Genomic DNA, 18,003 nt, shown 5'->3' on the forward strand with positions numbered 1-18,003 from the left:
GTAAAGCTTTTATTTATTGGTTAACTGCTCCAGCTCTTCGACACGTTTTTCCAACGCTTCGAGTTTTTCACGAGTACGCAATAAAACCTGCGATTGCACTTCAAATTCTTCACGGGTGACTAAGTCCAGTTTATTGAACGTGGAGGTCATCGCAGCACGAATGTTCTTTTCGGCATCATCCCGCATCTGCAACAAGCCGGGTGGCAAGGCACGGGTAATGGTGTCGGCAATTTCATCAAGTTTTTTCGGATCAATCATGTTGGTTCCTTTGATCTAGAGTCCAGGGGTCTGTTTATGTTTCATTGTCTATTCTACGGGAAAGGAAAACTTACTGAAATTTTGCTGCTGGACGGGTAGCTGAAAAACTTCCAAGTTCAGACTTACTTCAGGCAAAAATTTGCATAAATAATTGCATGGTTCAGAGATAAAAGTTCAAATATGACAAAAATATTACAAATAACTTGAATAACAATAAAGGTTTGGAATATTCTCACCCCATCTATTCAACTTATTGATAATGATGACGCAGGCAAAATCAGAACGGCTGACCGAAAACCAATCCTGTGAGGGTGTACTTGATTTTGAATCACTTTGGCATCTTTACACTAATTGGTTTGAAGCCCCCAATATTCGTCGGGGTGGCTGGAGTGGCGTCATCAGGCAAGCTGTCAATACAAATACCGGTGCCGTTGATGCTTTTATAAAGCGCCAGGAAAATCACCTGAGTAAAACATGGCTTCACCCCTTCAAGGGAGAAGCGACGTTCTCCAAGGAATATCGCAATATCCTGAGGTTGACCAAAAAGAACATTCCGACGCTCAAGCCATTGTTCTTTGAACAACAAGGTATGAAAGCCATCTTAGTGACTAAAGCGCTTAATGATTATCAACCTTTGGATATCGCATCACGGAAACTGGATCGTCTGCAGAAACGAGCCTTACTCACCCAGGTAGCCAAAAATTTAAGGCTGATGCATCAGTATCATTTCCAGCATAACTGTCTTTATCCAAAGCATATTTTTGTTAAATACGTGAATGGTGAATGGCGGGTTCGTTTTATTGATCTGGAAAAACTTAAATGGCAACTGTTTAAAACCAGGGCCATTCATCGCGATCTGATTACGCTGTATCGCCACTCTGTTGGAAACTGGTCCGAGAAAGATCGAATATTTTTTTTCCGAACTTATCAGCAGGAAGAAAAGCTTTCACCCAGATCCAAAAAATTATGGCGAAAGTTACAAATAAAAAACGCTACAAAAAGTAAAATCGTTTTTAACCAATTAACTGCCCCAAACTGAAAAAAAATCATTTTCCGTTTAATAACGACCCGAATATTCCCCGCACCAAACGTCTGCCAATCTGACTGCCCACCGAGCGCATCGCACTTTTGGCAAACGCTTCGAATACTGACTCGCGATTACTTTTACGAGCCGGTTTGACCGATTCTTTTGCCGCTTCAGTTTGTTCGGCCAGTGCTGCCTTTTGCATTTTTTCAGCGCGTTCGGCAAGAATTTCATGGGCTGATTCACGATCCAGCATTTTTTCATAAACACCCGCCACCAAAGAGCTTTGCATTAATTGCTGACGTTGTTGTGGTGTGATGGGGCCAATCTGTCCCTGTGGTGGTTTAATCATGGTTCGCTGCACAATCTGTGGACGACCTTTTTCATCCAGCATGGAAACCAGCGCTTCACCCACACCCATTTCGGTGATGACTTCCGTGGTCGAAAAGGCTGGATTGTCACGAAAAGTTTCAGCGGCGGCTTTAACCGCTTTCTGATCTTTGGCGGTATAAGCCCGAAGTGCATGTTGAATACGATTACCTAATTGTCCCAGCACGCTGTCAGGAATATCGGTCGGATTCTGGGTCACAAAATAAACGCCAACGCCTTTGGAGCGAATCAGACGCACGACCTGTTCAATCTTATCCAGCAGGGCCTTTGGTGCATCATCAAATAACAAATGCGCTTCATCGAAAAACAACACCAGTTTGGGTTTCTCCGGATCACCCACTTCCGGTAACTGGTCAAATAACTCAGCCATCAGCCATAGTAAAAACGTACTGTATAACTGCGGAGACTGCATTAATTTATCAGCAGCAAGTAAATTGATGATGCCTTTGCCCTGTGCATCGGTTTGCAACAGATCGTCCAGATTCAGAACCGGTTCGGCAAACAGTTTGTCTGCTCCCTGATCTTCCAGTACCAGAAGACGACGTTGGATGGCTCCGACACTGGCCGCTGAAATATTGCCGTATAACGTCTGAAATTCGCTGGCATTTTCTGCAACAAACTGCAGCATGGCACGTAAATCTTTCAGATCCAGCACCAGCCAGCCGTTGTCATCGGCTACACGGAAAATCAGCGTTAATACACCCTGCTGAGTGTCATTGAGATTCATCAGCCGTGACAACAGTAAAGGCCCCATATCCGATATGGTGGTGCGAACCGGATGACCCTGCTCTCCAAACATATCCCAGAACGTTGTCGGGAAACCTGAAAACTGAAAATCATCCAGCTGCATCAAATTAACGCGCTCAGTGATTTTAGGATGCGTTTTACCGGGTTGACTGATGCCGGACAGGTCACCTTTGATATCCGCCGCAAACACCGGCACACCAATATTACTGAAACCTTCTGCAAGCCCCTGCAAGGTCACTGTTTTACCGGTACCGGTTGCGCCCGCTACCAGTCCGTGGCGATTGGCCATTTGTGGCAGTAAAAAAACTGCTTGGTCAGCCTGTCCTACAAACATTGGTTGCGCCATGTGCTCTCCTTATCATCAGTCTCTATTGGGTGGGATATTCAACAGCAAAATATGGTCAACTTTATTGTCCTGCAAACACGTTATCTGTTTGCGGACTATTATGATGCAAGCTATGCTGTATCTATCAAAGCGGGTTATCCGCCTCACCGTAACGTTTAATAATAAGCTTTTTTGCAAAGATATCATTAGGGATTTGTCATGACATCAATTGAATTATGGGCCATCGGCATTGTTGCAGTTGTTATCGCAGGGATTGTGGGGTTTCTGGTGGGGCGCCGCCAGCCTGTTGGCAGCCCTGAACAGTTGAAGCAACTGACCCAGGCACATGAACGTCAATTATCGCAGGTTCAGGCTGAACTGGATGCCTATCAGGAAGAAGTACATGCTTATCATGAGAAAACTGCAAATTTATTTGTCTCCATTGCAGCGCCCTACAAAGAGATGTTCGATCATCTGACGGAAGGCTATGACAAATTGGGTAATTTCACTGAACACAAAGTGTTACCGGATCGTGCCGGTGCTTTGTTAGATGGTCCCGATGCAAATAAGCACGTCGTACCCGAGCTGACTGAAGATCTGAAACTGCATGAAGAAAAACTCAAGGCTAAAGCAGCCTTAAAAGACTATTAATTGTTTTCCATAAGTAACTTCGCCAAACCACTTTCACGCTGATGTCGACGTTGCACAGCCTGCTGTAATACAGGCTGTGTCGACAAAATCTGCACGGTTTGCCGCGCTCTGGTGAGCGCGGTATACACCAGCTCCCGGCTCAATACGACTGAATCTTCTTCCGGTAACAACAAAGCAATATGATCAAATTCTGATCCCTGACTTTTATGTACCGTCATCGCAAAGACGGTTTCATGTGCCGGTAAGCGGCTGAGTGGCAACCAACGTAATTCCTCACCAAACAGGAAACAAGCCTGCAATTCGCCATCGACATTGGGCAATATCAGCCCGATATCGCCATTAAACAGATTCTGCCGATAATGATTCTGCGTGATCATAATCGGTCTGCCGGGATAAAACGGCTGTGCTGTTCGCCAGCCCCGTTTCGCCAGCAAATTCATCATCATCTGATTGACTGCATAAACCGACTGGCCTCCCTGTTTAACTGCGCATAACACCCGAAACTGTTCAAATGCCTGAATACAACTGACGGTATCAGCACGCTGTTCAATCGCACTGATGTAAGACTGATAGCCACTTATTAACTGCGTATGGATATGTTCTGTGGTGGGCTCAAGCAAAGCAGAAGGAGCTTGATTGATCAATAAATCCGTGACCTGAGCCGCATCGCCTTGATTGACGGCCAAAGCTAATTGACCAACCTGCCCGCCCGCAGCAAAACGATAGCTGTGCTGTAATTTGACCAGACTATCCTGCAAAGGATTTATGTTGCTTGCAGGGGGTAAATCAATCTGGCTGATGTGTTTTACCCATGAGCTGAACTCAGCAGAAAAGCTCGGCTGATCGGCACATAAGTTAGCGAGCACTGCGCCGGATTCAACTGAGGCTAACTGATCGCTGTCCCCCAATAAAATCAATCGTGCATGTAACGGTAAGGCTTTCAAGGTAATCGCCATCAGATTGATATCAATCATCGACGCTTCATCAACAATCAATACATCCACCGGTAATGGCCTTTCTGCTGAATAACGTCCTTGGTCAAAACGGGCACTGATGCCCAGTAAACGATGCAGGGTTTTGGCGGCGTATTGTTCGCCAGTATGTTGACTGATGGCCTGCTGCAAACGTGCTGCGGCTTTACCGGTAGGCGCTGCCAACGCAATACGCGGTGTGGACTCCAGTAATTGCAGACACTGCAACACCTTTAACACCACGGTGGTTTTACCGGTGCCGGGACCACCGGAAATGACACACAACTGGCGTTGCAAAGCACTTAATACCGCCACTTTCTGCCAGTCAATATCAGGCAGATTATTCTGCCAATCTGCCATAAATACCTGCAGCTTTGCTGTTTCCGGAAGCACATCTGTTGTTGTCAGTCGTTGCTGTATTGCCTTGGCCACCTGCTGCTCAGACTGCCAGTAACGATATAAATACAGCAAGCCATCTGCGGTCAGAATCAACGGTTTGAATTCCCCCGACTGCCCCACCACCTCACTGTTTTTCAGCTGTTTTAACCATTGTGAAGACTCAGGTAACGCCTCCTGGATAGCCGGAGTCAGTGAATAAAAGTCATGCAGATTCAGGCACACATGACCTTCGCTGATAGTTTCGCTGAGCAATCCTGCGGTTAAAGTCACCAATGGATCTTCTGTTTGCTGTTGACGACAAATATAAGCCGCAAACTGGTAAGCGAGCTCAGAAAAGCCTGCTTCCCGCAGCAGTTTCAACGCACTCATACGTCACCTGCCATCAGCTTATCCAGTGCTTCCAGTAACTGCCGATCCAGCCGATCAAAATACACCCCGGTTTGTGACCACTCCGGTTGCATACCGCGTAAAAACAGGTAATACACACCACCAAAATGCAGCTCCGGATCATAATCCGGCAGACGCTGTTTTAAATGCCGGTGCAGCGCCAGACTGTAAATCAGATACTGCAACGGATAACTGTGACTGAGCATGGCATTTTGCAATGCTTCACCTTGATATTGAGATGGGTCAGCTCCCAAATGATTGGATTTGTAATCGGCAATATAAAAGCGACCTTCAGACTCAAACACCAAATCAATAAAGCCTTTCATAAAACCGGTCAGATCCTGAAAAGTCAGATCGTTTGCCAGTTTCTGCCAGACCGAATCCCTGGCGGTTTGCTGCAGGACTTTTTTCAGCGCTGGCATAGTCAAGCCGGCCACCGGAAAATAAAACGCCATTTCATTAATGCGCTGGCTGGCTGGTAAATCACACAGGCGCAGCTTATTGTCAGCATCCAGTGGGGTTTTCAATACGTCCTGCAGCCATTGACTGACAACCTCTGTCCATTGGATATCAAGGCCAAACTGGGGCAATAATCTTTCAACGGTTTGTGATATCTGCTGAGGGTTTGCCGTATCGAACTCAATATTTTCCAGACATTTATGCAGGAAATTACCCGCCTGCCGGCCACGCTCAAAGGCAAAACGATCTTTCACATTCCGTTTACTAAGCGTTTCAATATCAGCTGTGACCAGTTCGGCATCATAGTCCGGTTGTTCAGAAACATGACCGCGGCTTAATAATGAAAAACTGCCAATGCGCCACGGTTTATGGATCATGCCTTCAAAACTTCTGGCTTGATAAACCGTTGTTGTGGATTGATCGCCCTGATAAACCAGCGGTGTTTGCGGCTGATAATCGGTCATGGCAATGTTGCCTGCACTTCTGGCTGATAAAGACTGTAAATCCTCTCGCATACCGGCAGCGTTTTCTGAGTGTAATAGCTGATACAACGCGGATTGCTGTATCTCCTTAACATTGCCCCAGACAATAATGCAGCGCTCTCTGGCACGTGTTAAGGCCACATACAACAGGCGCAGAGACTCTGCCTGCTGTTCCTCTTCAGCAACTAACTGGGCTTCAGATAATAGAGGGTCAGCCAATGCGACACTGGGTTGATACTGATTTTTCGGATCATGAAATTCCACAATATCGGTTTTGTTTTTGGCGGTTCTGGCAGTCCAGCTGAACGGACAGAACACGATGGGATATTCCAGTCCTTTACTCGAATGAATGGTCATGATTTTGACCAGCGCCGCATCACTTTCCAAACGTAACTGTGCGGTTTCATCTTCTGCTGCACTGGCTTCCTGCTGTCTGGCAAACCACTGAATCACTGACTCGATATGATGATTCTGCCGGGCGGACTCTGCCTGAATCAGTTCGGCCAGATGCAGGAAGTTGGTCAATTGCCGTTCACCATCTGCCTGTTTAAGCAAACGTTGCAGACCATTATCAAGCTGCAATAAAGCACGGAACATCGCCATAAAACCGGATTGCTGCCAACGTTGCTGCAACAGCTGCAACTGATCCATTAATTCATTCCAACGTAATTCGTCCTGCTGAATGGCATACAGCGCGTCAGCAGAATATTGAAATAAGGGTCCGGCTAATAACGTGCTGAGACGTTGCTGATGATCCGGTTGCGCCAACGCCAGCAATAAACAAAAAATATCCGCCGCCTGTTTGGAGGCAAACACATTTTCCTTGCCCTGCTGCACACTGTTAATGCCCCGTAATCGCAAGGCCTGTTGAATTAACTGGGCTTGCCGGTGATTAGGCACTAACACGGCAATATCACCACCGGTTAACGGTCGGGTTTGTTTCGTGTCTTCATCCTGCAACCGGGCTTTGTTATTGGCAGCCAGATTTAATAAGCGGGCTATTTCATTGGTCGTGTGTTCAACGGCGACTGAAGTCATCGCCTCTTTGGTCAGTGGTTTATCACTGTCTACATAACAGAACTGCAAAGCTGCTTGGTCGCCTTCATCCACTTGCAATGCTGGCTGTTCATTACGTGAGGCATCCACTTCGACAAACGGAATTTGTTGGTAGATAAAAGGCGCTGGCTTTTGCATAAACAGGCTATTCACTGCTTCAACCAGCGAGATATATGAGCGCCAGTTTTTGCCTAATGTGTAAGTTTGCTGAGCATCCTGTTTAGCCTGCAGATAGGTGAAAATATCTGCGCCACGGAAACTGTAAATCGCCTGTTTGGGATCGCCAACAAAAAACACCGGCAAACCGCTGGCAGCAAATACCCGGCGGAAATTATCGTATTGCACCGGATCGGTATCCTGAAACTCATCAATCAACGCGGCTTTGAACTGTTCCCGCAATCTGGTGACCAGCCACTCTCCTTGTGGACCCTGCAAAGCCTGCGACAGATTAATTAACAGATCATCATAAGACTGCACTTGCTGCTGGGTTTTCTGCTGGGGTAAATGCTCACGGATAAACGTCAGCAACTGCAATCTTAAATGTTGCAGCGCCAGTGCATTTTGATTCTGATAATCGCTAAAGGCCTGATGAAAATCCTGGCAAGCCTGCCAGAACTCGGCATAGGGTAAATCCTGTCCGTCAACCAAAGCCTCTTCAAGTCGACTAACGGTAAACCGGTCAAACTGCTCAAACACCATGGAAGGCAAACTGGTTTCATTGAGCAGGTTTTCCAGCATTTGAACCCAGGATTTGACCCAATCGGCACGATATTTTTTGCCGCTAAGGATCTTTTTATTGTTCAGCATCGCAATATAATCATCACGATGTTGTTGCCAGAGTCGTTTAACATTCTCAAAGCTTTGGCTGGCAGCCTGTTTTGCCGCGTGAGTATCCACTTCAGGCAAATCCTGAATCTGCAGATACGGTTTGCCTACCAGATTGCGAATCGACTGCAGCAGCGTTTCCGGTGTCTGTTTTTTGGCTAATAAATAAGCGCTGAAATCGTTATCGGCCTGCACCACATTTTTACGCCAGAAATCATCGGTAACAGAAAGTAATAACTCACGGTCATCGCCAATCAAATCCATTTCAAACGGACTGCCGGACTCAAAAGCAAAGTCTTTCAATACCTGCTGACAAAAACTGTGAATGGTAAAAATCGCCGCTTCATCAAAGCTTTGAATCGCTACATCCAATCGTTTTAAATCCGCAGTGCGCTCTGGTTGTTTATCCAGAATCAGCTTGCGTTCATCACTGAGTTTTTTGCGTAACCGATCGCGTAACTCCTGAGTCGCCGCACGGGTATAGGTCACCACCAGAATCTGATCGACATTCAGCTGATGTTCCAGAATCAGACGCAGATACAATCCGGCCAACGTAAAGGTTTTGCCAGTACCAGCACTGGCTTCAATCAGATTGACGTCATGTAACGGGGTGGTATCGAGATCAAACTGCTTCATAGTTTGTCTCCTTCCATGGCATCCCAAATGGGTTGATAAACCCGCAAGCTCAAACTCTGGAACTCATCCGTTAATGGCGACTGTTGAAACAGTAATTGATGGTAAGGATCAGCATCTTCACCTGCAGTAAAACCTGACGTCCATGCCTTATAAGCTTCTTTTTCCGAGTCCGCCTTGCCAGCATTGAGCTCCGCTGCAGCATAAGCCAGACTGGTTTTTGGTAAAAATGGGATGGGTTGATGCAAACCTTGCCAATAAATATCCAATAACTCAGCCAGAAGTTGTTGTGGATTTTCAACTGGCTGCAACATCAGATAATTATCTTCACATTGCAGCTGACTTTGTAAGGCCACGCCTTCCGGTTGCAAGCAGTTCAATACCAGATGTGAACACCACAACCCTAATAAATCCTTGGCTTTCATTTTCGCCAGCCGGTAATGCAAAAGTCCTGATTTTGAAAGCCCTTCAAGCTGGCCGGTAAGCGTAAAATCCTCACAGTCAAACTCAAATGCCAGTGGCGGTATCGGTTCGGCGGTTCTCAATGGCTGTAATTTATCAGTAAAGGCATCAACGGTTTCAAGCTGCTGTTCAAATAGCAGTTCACCAAAATGGCCATGCGGTAATACGCCGCTGGCGTTGATTACTGGCTGAATCTGACTCTGGTCTATTGTCGCTAAACGGCCATCGAGCATTTGCTGACGCATTGACCAGGCTTCCAGTCCATCCAGTGCAAAAGGCTCGCGAATTTCCAGCGTGGCATCCTCATTCTCATAAAAAATGCCCAGACGATGTTGTGCCAGAAACTTTGCCGGATGACTGAAAAACTGTATCAGTTGCTTGAGACTGACAAAGCGCCAGCTGTCATCGGCATCCGGCAGTTTATGAGTAAACCAGCTTTCGGTTTCAGCCTGTTTTTGTGGTGGCGGACAGGCATCGGCGTTAAAGCTGAACAGTTTGTTATCTTCAGCAGAAAAATATCGTGGACTGAGGGCCTGCAATGGATGCCGTGTGAGTAACTGCTCCCAGATCTCGCCACCCTGCTCTGTCTGAAAGCGTCTGCTCAGTACATCGTTAAAGTCACTGACCAACACCGAAGGTGGAATTACCGCATTATCATGAATGCTGGCCCCGACATAGCTGATATACAGATGCCGGTTAGCCGACAGAATCGCCTCGAGAAACAGATAACGATCATCATCGCGACGTGAGCGATCACCCCGCCGGTAATCATTGGAAAGCAAATCAAAACCTGGTTTGGGTTGGCGACGTGGATAGCTGTTGTCATTCATACCAATCAGGCAAACCACGTCAAACGGTATACTGCGCATCGGCACCATGTCGCAGAATGTGAGGCCACGGCCCATAAACTGATGTTCGGCGCCGGGCAATTCAATATGCAAATCCAGCCAGTCGCGCACCACATCAATCGATAAAGTTTGTTCAAAGCCGACCTGTTGGGCAGATTCGGTCAATGAATTGATGCCTTTTAAAACGGCATCCAATTGCAGCTGTTCGTTTTCGTCACCAATTTTAAACAACCTGCGAAGCCAATCCGCCAACACAATTTGCCAGTCAGCTGGACTACGCGGTCTGTTTAACACATCGCGTAATTGACTGAGCTGATCAATAAAGGCATTCAGTTGTGCCATTAACTGGGCACGTTCACCGGAGATCCCGCTGATCGGCAGTTGGTTATTAAATAACTGCCATTGATCACGTTCTGCCGGTGGCAAGGCATAGCCCAGCAATAAGCGGTCAAGTCCGGCACGCCAGGTATTGGCATCCAACGCTGCCAGGCCAAGTTTTTGTTTATCCTGACCGTCCAGTCCCCAACGTATATGGGTTTCACGTAACCAGCCACGGATGGTGTCGAGATCAGTATGATCCAGTCGGAACTGACGCTGGATAGCGGCACATTCCAGCAGACGCATAATGGTTTCAGCATCAAATCGTGATTGTGGCAAAGCCAGCAAATCAGTAAAGGCCGAAATAAGCGTTTGCTGCTGGGCATCACCGCGACTGGCAATGCTGAATGGAATAAAGCGCTCGGCGGGCTGGCTGCTGAACACCGCTTCTATCACCGGCGCATATTTTTCGATATCCGGTGTCATCACCACCACATCGGTCGGAGACAAATCAGCATGTTTTTCAAACAGATCCAATAATTGATCGTGTAACACTTCCGCTTCACGCATCGCGCTGTGGCAACTGTGGATCTGCACTGAGTCGTCATCGGCAGAAACGGTAAACTTTTGGTTATCACTGTCGAGCTGATAAATATCCTGCTTTAGCTGACTCAGTAAATCGCTGGCTTGTGGTTGCAGGTAGAGCATTTCCGCTTCATGCGGAAGGGCCTGTAATTGTTCAAAGAAGGTCTGACCCAGCTTGCCCAGACTGGCCAGTAAAGGATGGCCATTATCAGCGAAGTCATCTTCATCATCAAATAACAGGCGTTGTTTGGCCTGAGATTTTTGATTCAGCAAATCGCCCCAATAGCCCTCGCTGGGTGACAGAAAATAAATCGAGACGTCAGTAAATTCAGCGATTTCGGCCAGCAAATCCAAATAGATCGGTGGCATGGCTGTCAGACCGAAAATGGCAATCCGTGGCGGTAAGATTGAGCTTGGAAACTGTTTGTTTTTCAGCGCCTGTTGCATCTTCTGTAACAGCCGCGCCCGGTGCATTGGTTCAGAATCATTCTGGGTCAACAACTGCCATAAAGCGCCCTGCCAATTGTTGGTTTTACCCGCTTCCCATTGGGCAATCCAGTCCGGACGATACATCAGATACTGGTCAAAACTATCGGCAATACGTTGTGCCAGATCCAGCATTTTTCGAGCGTCATCAGTTTCGCCAAGATAACGACTGATCGCTTCAAATTCCGGCTGTTTTCTGATCGTTGGCAGCAGTTCGAAGATTTTCAGGCTCATCGCATCGGTTGAATACGGCGACTCGCGGGGAATTTCCGGCCAAACCTGGCGGAAAAGCTTCCATAACCAGGCCGATGGAAACGGAAATTCAATATGCGCAGCAATCGATTGATTGGAAGCCAGATACAGATTGAGCCAGCGGGCCAGCTCATTACTCTGCACCATCACGGTTTCAGCCTGAAGTGGTGGCAAGGGTTCGTGTTGTTGACTCTCAGCCAGATGTGCAGCCAGTTGCGACATCGAATTGCTGTAGATCACATTCAGCATGTTTTGTTTCCCTTAATCCAAAGCTGAAGATGGAATTGTGCTGAAAACTCAATCATTACGCGTTCGCCACATTGAACAAAATGGGTTATTCACAAGAGAATAGTGAGCGAAAAATAAGTCATATCTGCTTCATTATGCTTGGTCAATGATCGAGTAACCAGCCTTTTGCCACTGCCTGTTCGATATTGTGCGTTATCCATTGATGAATCTCTGGAAACAACTCTGCAATAAAAGCATGTGCTCCTGCGACCTGCGACTTTCTTACTTTGTGCTCCTTCCACGGTTTGCCATCATTATTAATATTCAATAAAAATGGCAGTATTCGATCAACAACCTTAAGTAACATTGCCTCCCTGCTGTTACCCAACTCCTGCTCTTCCCATAAATCAGTCAGACCGTTAATGCTGTTTCCCGGATGATCGCTTAACCTTTGTAGACAAGTGCGTTCGGCATGGTGGGCTGCACTGCGATCCCTGGCATACAAAAAGGTATCGCCCGCATCAATTTCACCCAAATCATGTACCAGAGCCAGCTTTAATAGCGTTTCCATATTGAGCTGAAGCTTAAAATGACTAGCGATTGACCAGCAGGCCATTGCCAGATGCCAGGAATGTTCTGCCGAGTTTTCACGGCGTTTACCACCAGTAATAAAACTACGCCGCTCCACATGCTTAAGCGCATCTAATTCAAGAAAAAAGTCTGTGATACTGTTGAGGTTAGTATCTGTTTTATGTTCAGGCGACATTATTTATCTGCTTAATTAAGTTCGGGGTAATGCTTCGATGATTTGCAGCACTTTGCGAGTGATTGCTTCGCGTTTGTATAAGTCCTCAAGCCGGTTTGGTGTATCAATGTTCAAGGCAAAAAACACCGGTCCGGTTGGCCATTCAACCCAGCCTACCCACCAGCCGATTTGTCCTTCCCACCCCGTCTTTGCCCGAAGTATCCACTCTCGTCCGGCTTCAACAATCATAAGGTCTTTAACTAATCGTTGGTCAGCTTCATCAAACGGCAATTCATTTAAATAAAGCTTGTTGAGAAATTGGATCTGCTCTTCAGCGGTAATTCGCAAATTACCATCAATCCAGTAAGTACTGGTGTCTCCAGTTGGATCAGCATTGCCATAATCAATTCTGGTCAGATAGTCACGCGCCTTTTCCTCACCGATCTGTTCACCAAATTGCTCATAGACCCACACAGCAGAATTGCGCATTGATGAACGCAAATCCTGATCCTGATTATGCGGGGCAAAACTACGCTCCACACCATCCCATGGAAATATCTGAAATTCATCTTTGATGATACCCGCATCAAGGGCAAACAAAGCATGGGGAATTTTGAATGTCGATGCCGGTGGCAAACGCTGTTGAGATCTCGGCTCATTAAACACCATTAGTTTTGAATTCCCCATGCGCTGATCCAACACAACTATCGTGCCTTGTGCAGCATGGTTATCAAAAATTGTCTGCCAGTCTGGCCGAACTTCTGTATCCACTTCAGCGAATGTATTTGCAGATAAGAATAAGCCACAAAGAATAAAAATCAGCGCTACGCGGTTCATAAAAGTACCTTCATCAGATAAACATGAAAAAGGCGCCAAAGCGCCATTTATTGAAAGTATAATGTTGATTACAAGATATCAGGCAGAAACCATTATCTTTGCACCCAGTATCAGAAGTTTATTGTAAAACGCATCCGCACGGGGCAAATCTGTTTTTGTTACCGTCATCAAGAGGTAAACACTGACTGGACATGTTGTTTGGCTTGAGCTTTACGATGGATTTTTTTGCACATCTTATGAATAATTTTTTTTGAATGGAGCGATATTTTAGGTTGGCCGAAATAAGCTTGGAAAAACACCACTATATCCTTGGCACTCCATAGACCATTCAAATGCCGAATAAAGGTTGTTAAATCATGGATCGCAGCACGTTTTTTAAATAACCGATATTTTAATTTCTCAAGATCGATAAGTTTTACATCCCATTCGTTGGCTAGCTGACGAACCATAATATGTTTTGGATAGAGACAATTATGCTGATAGTGGTATTGGTGCAGATGATGGATCAATTTGGCAGTGCTTGTTAGCAGAGCTTTTCTGTCACACGAAGGTAACAGCTGAAAATCAATTTTATCCAGGCTGACATAGCCTTCTAACGCTTTGGTAACCAGAACAGCTTTGGATGCTTTTGTTTCAAAATATAAAACATCCAAAGTTGGGATGTTTTTAGCATTAAGTAATTGAATATTGCGGTATTCACGCAAAAACGTTGGAATGCCTTTAATCGGGTGCATTAGCGTTTTCGTCACATGATTTTCTTGTCTTTTGATAAAGACTTTTTGCGGTTGACCGAAGCTATCAACCACACATTTCACAACACCACTCCAGCCTCCACGACGAATATTGGGTGCTTCAAACCAAGGTGAGTTATTACGCCAAAAGGCATCGAAAGTATCGCTGTTCTGGCCTGCGGCAAAGCCTGATAGACTCATGTTATTTGGCATCACAGGTTCTCGTCTTTTTCGAGAATATAAGTCCGCCACATCGCGTATTTCGGCAGAAAATCCAGATGGGCTTTTATACGAAAACCCGCTTGCGTAAATTCTTTTTCAATAATGTTTTTTGGAATGACAAATCGGTTTTGATAATCTCGATTTGCCCTGTTGGACTCGAGTTTTTTTCGCCGCCATGCTTTAAAATTTCCATCCACCCACAATGAAACAATCACAGTTGATTTGCTGACACGATGAAATTCTTTTAACAGCTTAAGACGGTCTTCGGATTGACCAATATGGTGTAATAAACGGATGCAGAAAATATTATCTACATAACCGTCACTTACCGGTAATGAAAAAGCAGACGCTTTAAAGGTATGTACTTTCTTTGAGAGTTGTTTTTCACGATACTGTAACCCGATATCAATCATCTTCTGACTGTTATCGCTGGCGAAGACAATTCTTTCAGGGTTTTCAGTCAGTACCTTCCAAAAGCGTCCTGTTCCACAAGGTACATCGAGCACGCTAAGTGGATCACCCGCAATTTTTAAGGCTTTTCTGGCGATCTGCTGATCTCGCCAATTTGACAATTTTCTTGCTAAACCATCTGCATGCTTATAAAAGTAGGCTTTGGCATGAAGTTCATTATATTTTTCTGAAAATTCAAGTTGATTGGTATCCAGGTTTGACATCTATGACATGCTCACTCTGATAAGGAAAGGAAGTGGCATTGTCAGTCTTCATGCTTAAGGGAAACTTAAGTTTATTTAGATACATTAAAAAGCAAGAAAATGAATACTGTAGTGATTTTTCCTATCAACAATCTCGCTGAATAACCTCTTTAAAACATAACGTTATCCGTAAAGAGTCTGCTGATTTAATAACCACACACCTGAAAATAAAATCGGAAAATCATAATGAAAAAACATACTGAAGCTCATAAAACGCAACATGTTGGTTGGCTTCGTGCCGCAGTAATGGGGGCAAATGATGGCATTGTTTCTACAGCCAGCCTTATTGTGGGTGTAGCTGCGTCAGGTGCATCAACGGAGATCATCTTTATGACTGGCGTAGCAGGCTTGGTTGCCGGTGCCATGTCCATGGCGGCAGGAGAATATGTATCAGTTAGTTCTCAGGCTGATACTGAAAAAGCCGATATTGAGCGTGAACGCATGGAGTTAGCAACTGATCCGCTTCATGAGTACGAAGAATTGACCACGATTTACATTCATCGCGGTCTGGATAAATCGCTTGCTCAACAAGTAGCAAAACAACTGATGGATAAAGATGCGTTAGTTGCTCATACTCGAGATGAGCTTGGCATATCAGAAGACTTCACCGCAAAACCAGTCCAGGCAGCATTTTCATCCGCGGCTACCTTTACGGTTGGCGCGTTATTACCCTTGATGGTGGTGCTTTTGGTCTCAAGTAATCGATTGATAATAAGTGTTTCCATCAGTGCTTTAATAGCATTAGCGATTTTGGGCGCATTATCAGCAATGATTGGGGGAGCATCCGTTACAAAAGCCGTCTCACGTGTTGTGTTTTGGGGGGCATTGGCAATGGGACTGACGGCTTTGGTTGGTCATTTTTTTGGAGTTTGAGATCCTTCTGGGACGCGATTCTTAAGCTGTCCTGCCGAAAAAAAACCTTAAAGTGGATTAGGGATTTCCTTTTCTTTTTGTTGGAAAACCACTGTGACTACTGTTCCGTGACCAAGGGTGCTATCTAAGTTAATAGTCCAGTGCAATCGATCACATATCCTTTTGACGAGATTTAGTCCCAGCCCTGTTCCACCAACCTTGGTACTGTAACTACGTTCAAACACCTGAGTTAGCTTGTCAGCTGGGATACCTTCACCCGTGTCGCTGATCGAAAATTCATTGTCGCTAATGTGAATCCGTATGATTCCTCCCTGAGTATGCTCGATAGCATTTCGCAGTAGATTGCTAACGGTTATCAGCACCAGATTAACGGGCAGAAATAATTGTGGTGAACCCAAATAATTACGTTCAATCAACAATGATTGGTCAGCGATCTGTCCGGCATAATCTTCCAGACATTGCTCTACCAGAGCCGCGAGGTCTATTGAGCTGTCCTGATAGATCTGGCTGCTTTCTTCGCGTGATAAAAGAAGCGTCGCTTCGATGAAGGCAAGCATTTCTGTACAGGCTCGGTTTATACGTTCCAACGCTCGCTGCGATGCCGGGCTATGAGTATCGGCCGAGAGTACATCCAGGGCGCCCATCATCACGGTCAGCGGCGTACGTAGCTCGTGACTAGCCGCAGCAGTAAACGAGCGTTCCCTCTCGACAAATTTCTCCAAACGTTCCTGATATTTATCAAACGAAGATGCAATCTGACCGATCTCCGTGCCGACATAATCATCAGCAATACGTAAGCCGGTTTGTCCCGGCTCAATATCGGTGAGTCGCCGCGACAGATTCTGCACCGGTGCCAATATAGCCCGTGTAGCACTCAAACCCATGGCAATTGCCACGATCAATACCAGAAAAAGGCCATAGAGAAGCATACGTAATACAGCATGTTCCTGTGCTTCCCATTCGGTAATATCGTAGGTCAAATAAACAGGACTCCCATTCCATTCGCCCACTTCAACCTGATAAACCGAACCTCCCATCGAGACCGTGTGATGTGATCCTGGCTCCAACTCAGCGAACTCTGGGGCAATATTTGTGTTTTTACCACCAATAAGAAATTCCCAGCCGGTGAATAATGCATTTTCATGATAAGTGCCATCATCCAGTTGCGCCGTTAGCACCCGCAACTGCTCAGCGACCATGTCACCGAAAACTCTTGCCTCCAGTTGTGACTTGATGAGCAACACGCCTCCTGCAAACAAAAAACTAGTGACGCTGACGATGAGTACAAGTGCAGTGAGTATTCGAAATTTAAGGGATGCTTTAGAATTCATGGAAGTGATGGCTCGGCAACCAGTCGGTAGCCCGCTCCATGAATAGTGTGAATCAGTTTGGTGGCGAACGGTTTATCAACCACATTGCGCAGGCTATAGATATGCATGCGCAACACATCATTATCGGGCAGCATATCTCCCCAGATGTGCTGCTCCAGTTCTTCACGGGTGACAACACGATGCGTATTTCTCATCAACAGCTCCAGCACTTTGCGTTGCACTGGATTGAGTTCCAACAGCTGACCAGCTCTTGTAGCAGCAAGAGTCTGGGGATCGTAGTGTAAATCGCCCACTATCAATGTCCGTGGTGTGTGAGAGCTGCCACGTTTTATGAGTGCCTGCAGCCGCACTTCGAGCTCCTTCACGGAAAAAGGTTTCACAAGATAATCATCGGCCCCCGCCTGAAATCCCTCTAATTTATCGTCAAGCTGATCACGCGCTGTCAGCATCAGCACCGGCACATCGTTGCTGCCTTCATTCCGCAGACGTCTGCATACCTCCATTCCATTAAGTCCTGGCAACATAATGTCAAGGACAATCACGTCATAACGCTCGCTCAGCGCGAGCTTCAAACCATGTGGTCCAGTCGCAGCAAAATCGAGCACATGCCCCTTGGGCTCCAGATAGTCAGCAATGTTTGCTGCGATGTCGCGATTGTCTTCGATTACCAGCACTTTCACTGCCACCTCCTTACACCAATCAATAACTTTGTCAGTGTCAATCGGCCCATGTCAAAAAAAAGTCAACTCAACGGGTTGACAATTT

14 protein-coding genes are annotated in these 18,003 nt (G+C 46.0%); 3 read left to right on the forward strand and 11 right to left on the reverse strand.

The window, feature by feature from the left end; all coding sequences use genetic code 11:
• Positions 1-9: 9 nt before the first annotated feature.
• Positions 10-258 carry a ubiquinone biosynthesis accessory factor UbiK gene (gene ubiK, locus B2W60_RS03920; protein ID WP_136552890.1) on the reverse strand — a complete coding sequence of 83 codons (249 nt, stop codon included), beginning with the start codon at positions 256-258 and terminating at the stop codon, positions 10-12.
• Between the two features lie 262 nt (positions 259-520).
• Between ubiK and B2W60_RS03925 the strand changes: the two genes are divergently transcribed.
• Positions 521-1,297, forward strand: coding sequence for a lipopolysaccharide kinase InaA family protein (locus tag B2W60_RS03925; protein WP_136552984.1), 777 nt, complete (start codon positions 521-523; stop codon positions 1,295-1,297).
• A gap of 7 nt (positions 1,298-1,304) precedes the next feature.
• Here the strand turns inward: B2W60_RS03925 and B2W60_RS03930 are convergent, their stop codons facing one another.
• On the reverse strand, positions 1,305-2,765 hold the full coding sequence (locus B2W60_RS03930; protein WP_292362518.1) for a helicase HerA-like C-terminal domain-containing protein: 1,461 nt from the start codon (positions 2,763-2,765) through the stop codon (positions 1,305-1,307).
• Between the two features lie 198 nt (positions 2,766-2,963).
• Here B2W60_RS03930 and B2W60_RS03935 point away from each other — a divergent pair, with 198 nt between their 5' ends.
• Complete coding sequence (locus tag B2W60_RS03935; protein ID WP_136552886.1) at positions 2,964-3,395, forward strand: YhcB family protein; 432 nt, start codon at positions 2,964-2,966, stop codon at positions 3,393-3,395.
• Here B2W60_RS03935 and recD read toward each other — a convergent pair.
• From recD to B2W60_RS03970, 7 genes are all read right to left on the reverse strand, one after another.
• Positions 3,392-5,134 carry an exodeoxyribonuclease V subunit alpha gene (gene recD / locus B2W60_RS03940; RefSeq protein ID WP_292362517.1) on the reverse strand — a complete coding sequence of 581 codons (1,743 nt, stop codon included), beginning with the start codon at positions 5,132-5,134 and terminating at the stop codon, positions 3,392-3,394. The genes B2W60_RS03935 and recD overlap by 4 nt on opposite strands.
• Positions 5,131-8,610 carry an exodeoxyribonuclease V subunit beta gene (recB, locus tag B2W60_RS03945; RefSeq protein ID WP_292362516.1) on the reverse strand — a complete coding sequence of 1,160 codons (3,480 nt, stop codon included), beginning with the start codon at positions 8,608-8,610 and terminating at the stop codon, positions 5,131-5,133. Before recB ends, recD begins: the two co-directional genes overlap by 4 nt.
• A complete protein-coding gene (recC, locus tag B2W60_RS03950; RefSeq protein WP_292362515.1) occupies positions 8,607-11,807 on the reverse strand; it encodes an exodeoxyribonuclease V subunit gamma in 3,201 nt (1,066 codons plus the stop codon). Before recC ends, recB begins: the two co-directional genes overlap by 4 nt.
• A gap of 142 nt (positions 11,808-11,949) precedes the next feature.
• Positions 11,950-12,552, reverse strand: coding sequence for an HD domain-containing protein (locus B2W60_RS03955; protein WP_292362514.1), 603 nt, complete (start codon positions 12,550-12,552; stop codon positions 11,950-11,952).
• Positions 12,553-12,567: 15 nt separating this feature from the next.
• On the reverse strand, positions 12,568-13,368 hold the full coding sequence (gene blaOXA / locus B2W60_RS03960) for a class D beta-lactamase (RefSeq protein ID WP_292362513.1): 801 nt from the start codon (positions 13,366-13,368) through the stop codon (positions 12,568-12,570).
• 167 nt (positions 13,369-13,535) lie between these two features.
• The gene (locus B2W60_RS03965) at positions 13,536-14,312 is read right to left on the reverse strand and encodes a lipopolysaccharide kinase InaA family protein (protein WP_136552982.1); all 777 of its coding nucleotides are present in this window, start codon (positions 14,310-14,312) and stop codon (positions 13,536-13,538) included.
• Positions 14,312-14,995, reverse strand: coding sequence for a class I SAM-dependent methyltransferase (locus B2W60_RS03970; RefSeq protein WP_136552874.1), 684 nt, complete (start codon positions 14,993-14,995; stop codon positions 14,312-14,314). Before B2W60_RS03970 ends, B2W60_RS03965 begins: the two co-directional genes overlap by 1 nt.
• A 225-nt stretch (positions 14,996-15,220) precedes the next feature.
• Between B2W60_RS03970 and B2W60_RS03975 the strand changes: the two genes are divergently transcribed.
• Positions 15,221-15,907: a VIT1/CCC1 transporter family protein gene (locus B2W60_RS03975; RefSeq protein ID WP_292362512.1), complete on the forward strand. Its 687-nt coding sequence runs from the start codon at positions 15,221-15,223 to the stop codon at positions 15,905-15,907.
• Positions 15,908-15,954: 47 nt separating this feature from the next.
• Here B2W60_RS03975 and B2W60_RS03980 read toward each other — a convergent pair whose 3' ends face one another.
• A complete protein-coding gene (locus tag B2W60_RS03980) occupies positions 15,955-17,238 on the reverse strand; it encodes a sensor histidine kinase (RefSeq protein ID WP_292362511.1) in 1,284 nt (427 codons plus the stop codon).
• Positions 17,235-17,918 carry a response regulator transcription factor gene (locus tag B2W60_RS03985; RefSeq protein ID WP_136552867.1) on the reverse strand — a complete coding sequence of 228 codons (684 nt, stop codon included), beginning with the start codon at positions 17,916-17,918 and terminating at the stop codon, positions 17,235-17,237. The genes B2W60_RS03980 and B2W60_RS03985 overlap by 4 nt, the downstream gene beginning before the upstream one ends.
• Positions 17,919-18,003: the final 85 nt, after the last annotated feature.

The sequence above is a fragment of the Methylophaga sp. UBA2496 genome (assembly GCF_002341635.1).
GTDB lineage: Bacteria > Pseudomonadota > Gammaproteobacteria > Nitrosococcales > Methylophagaceae > Methylophaga.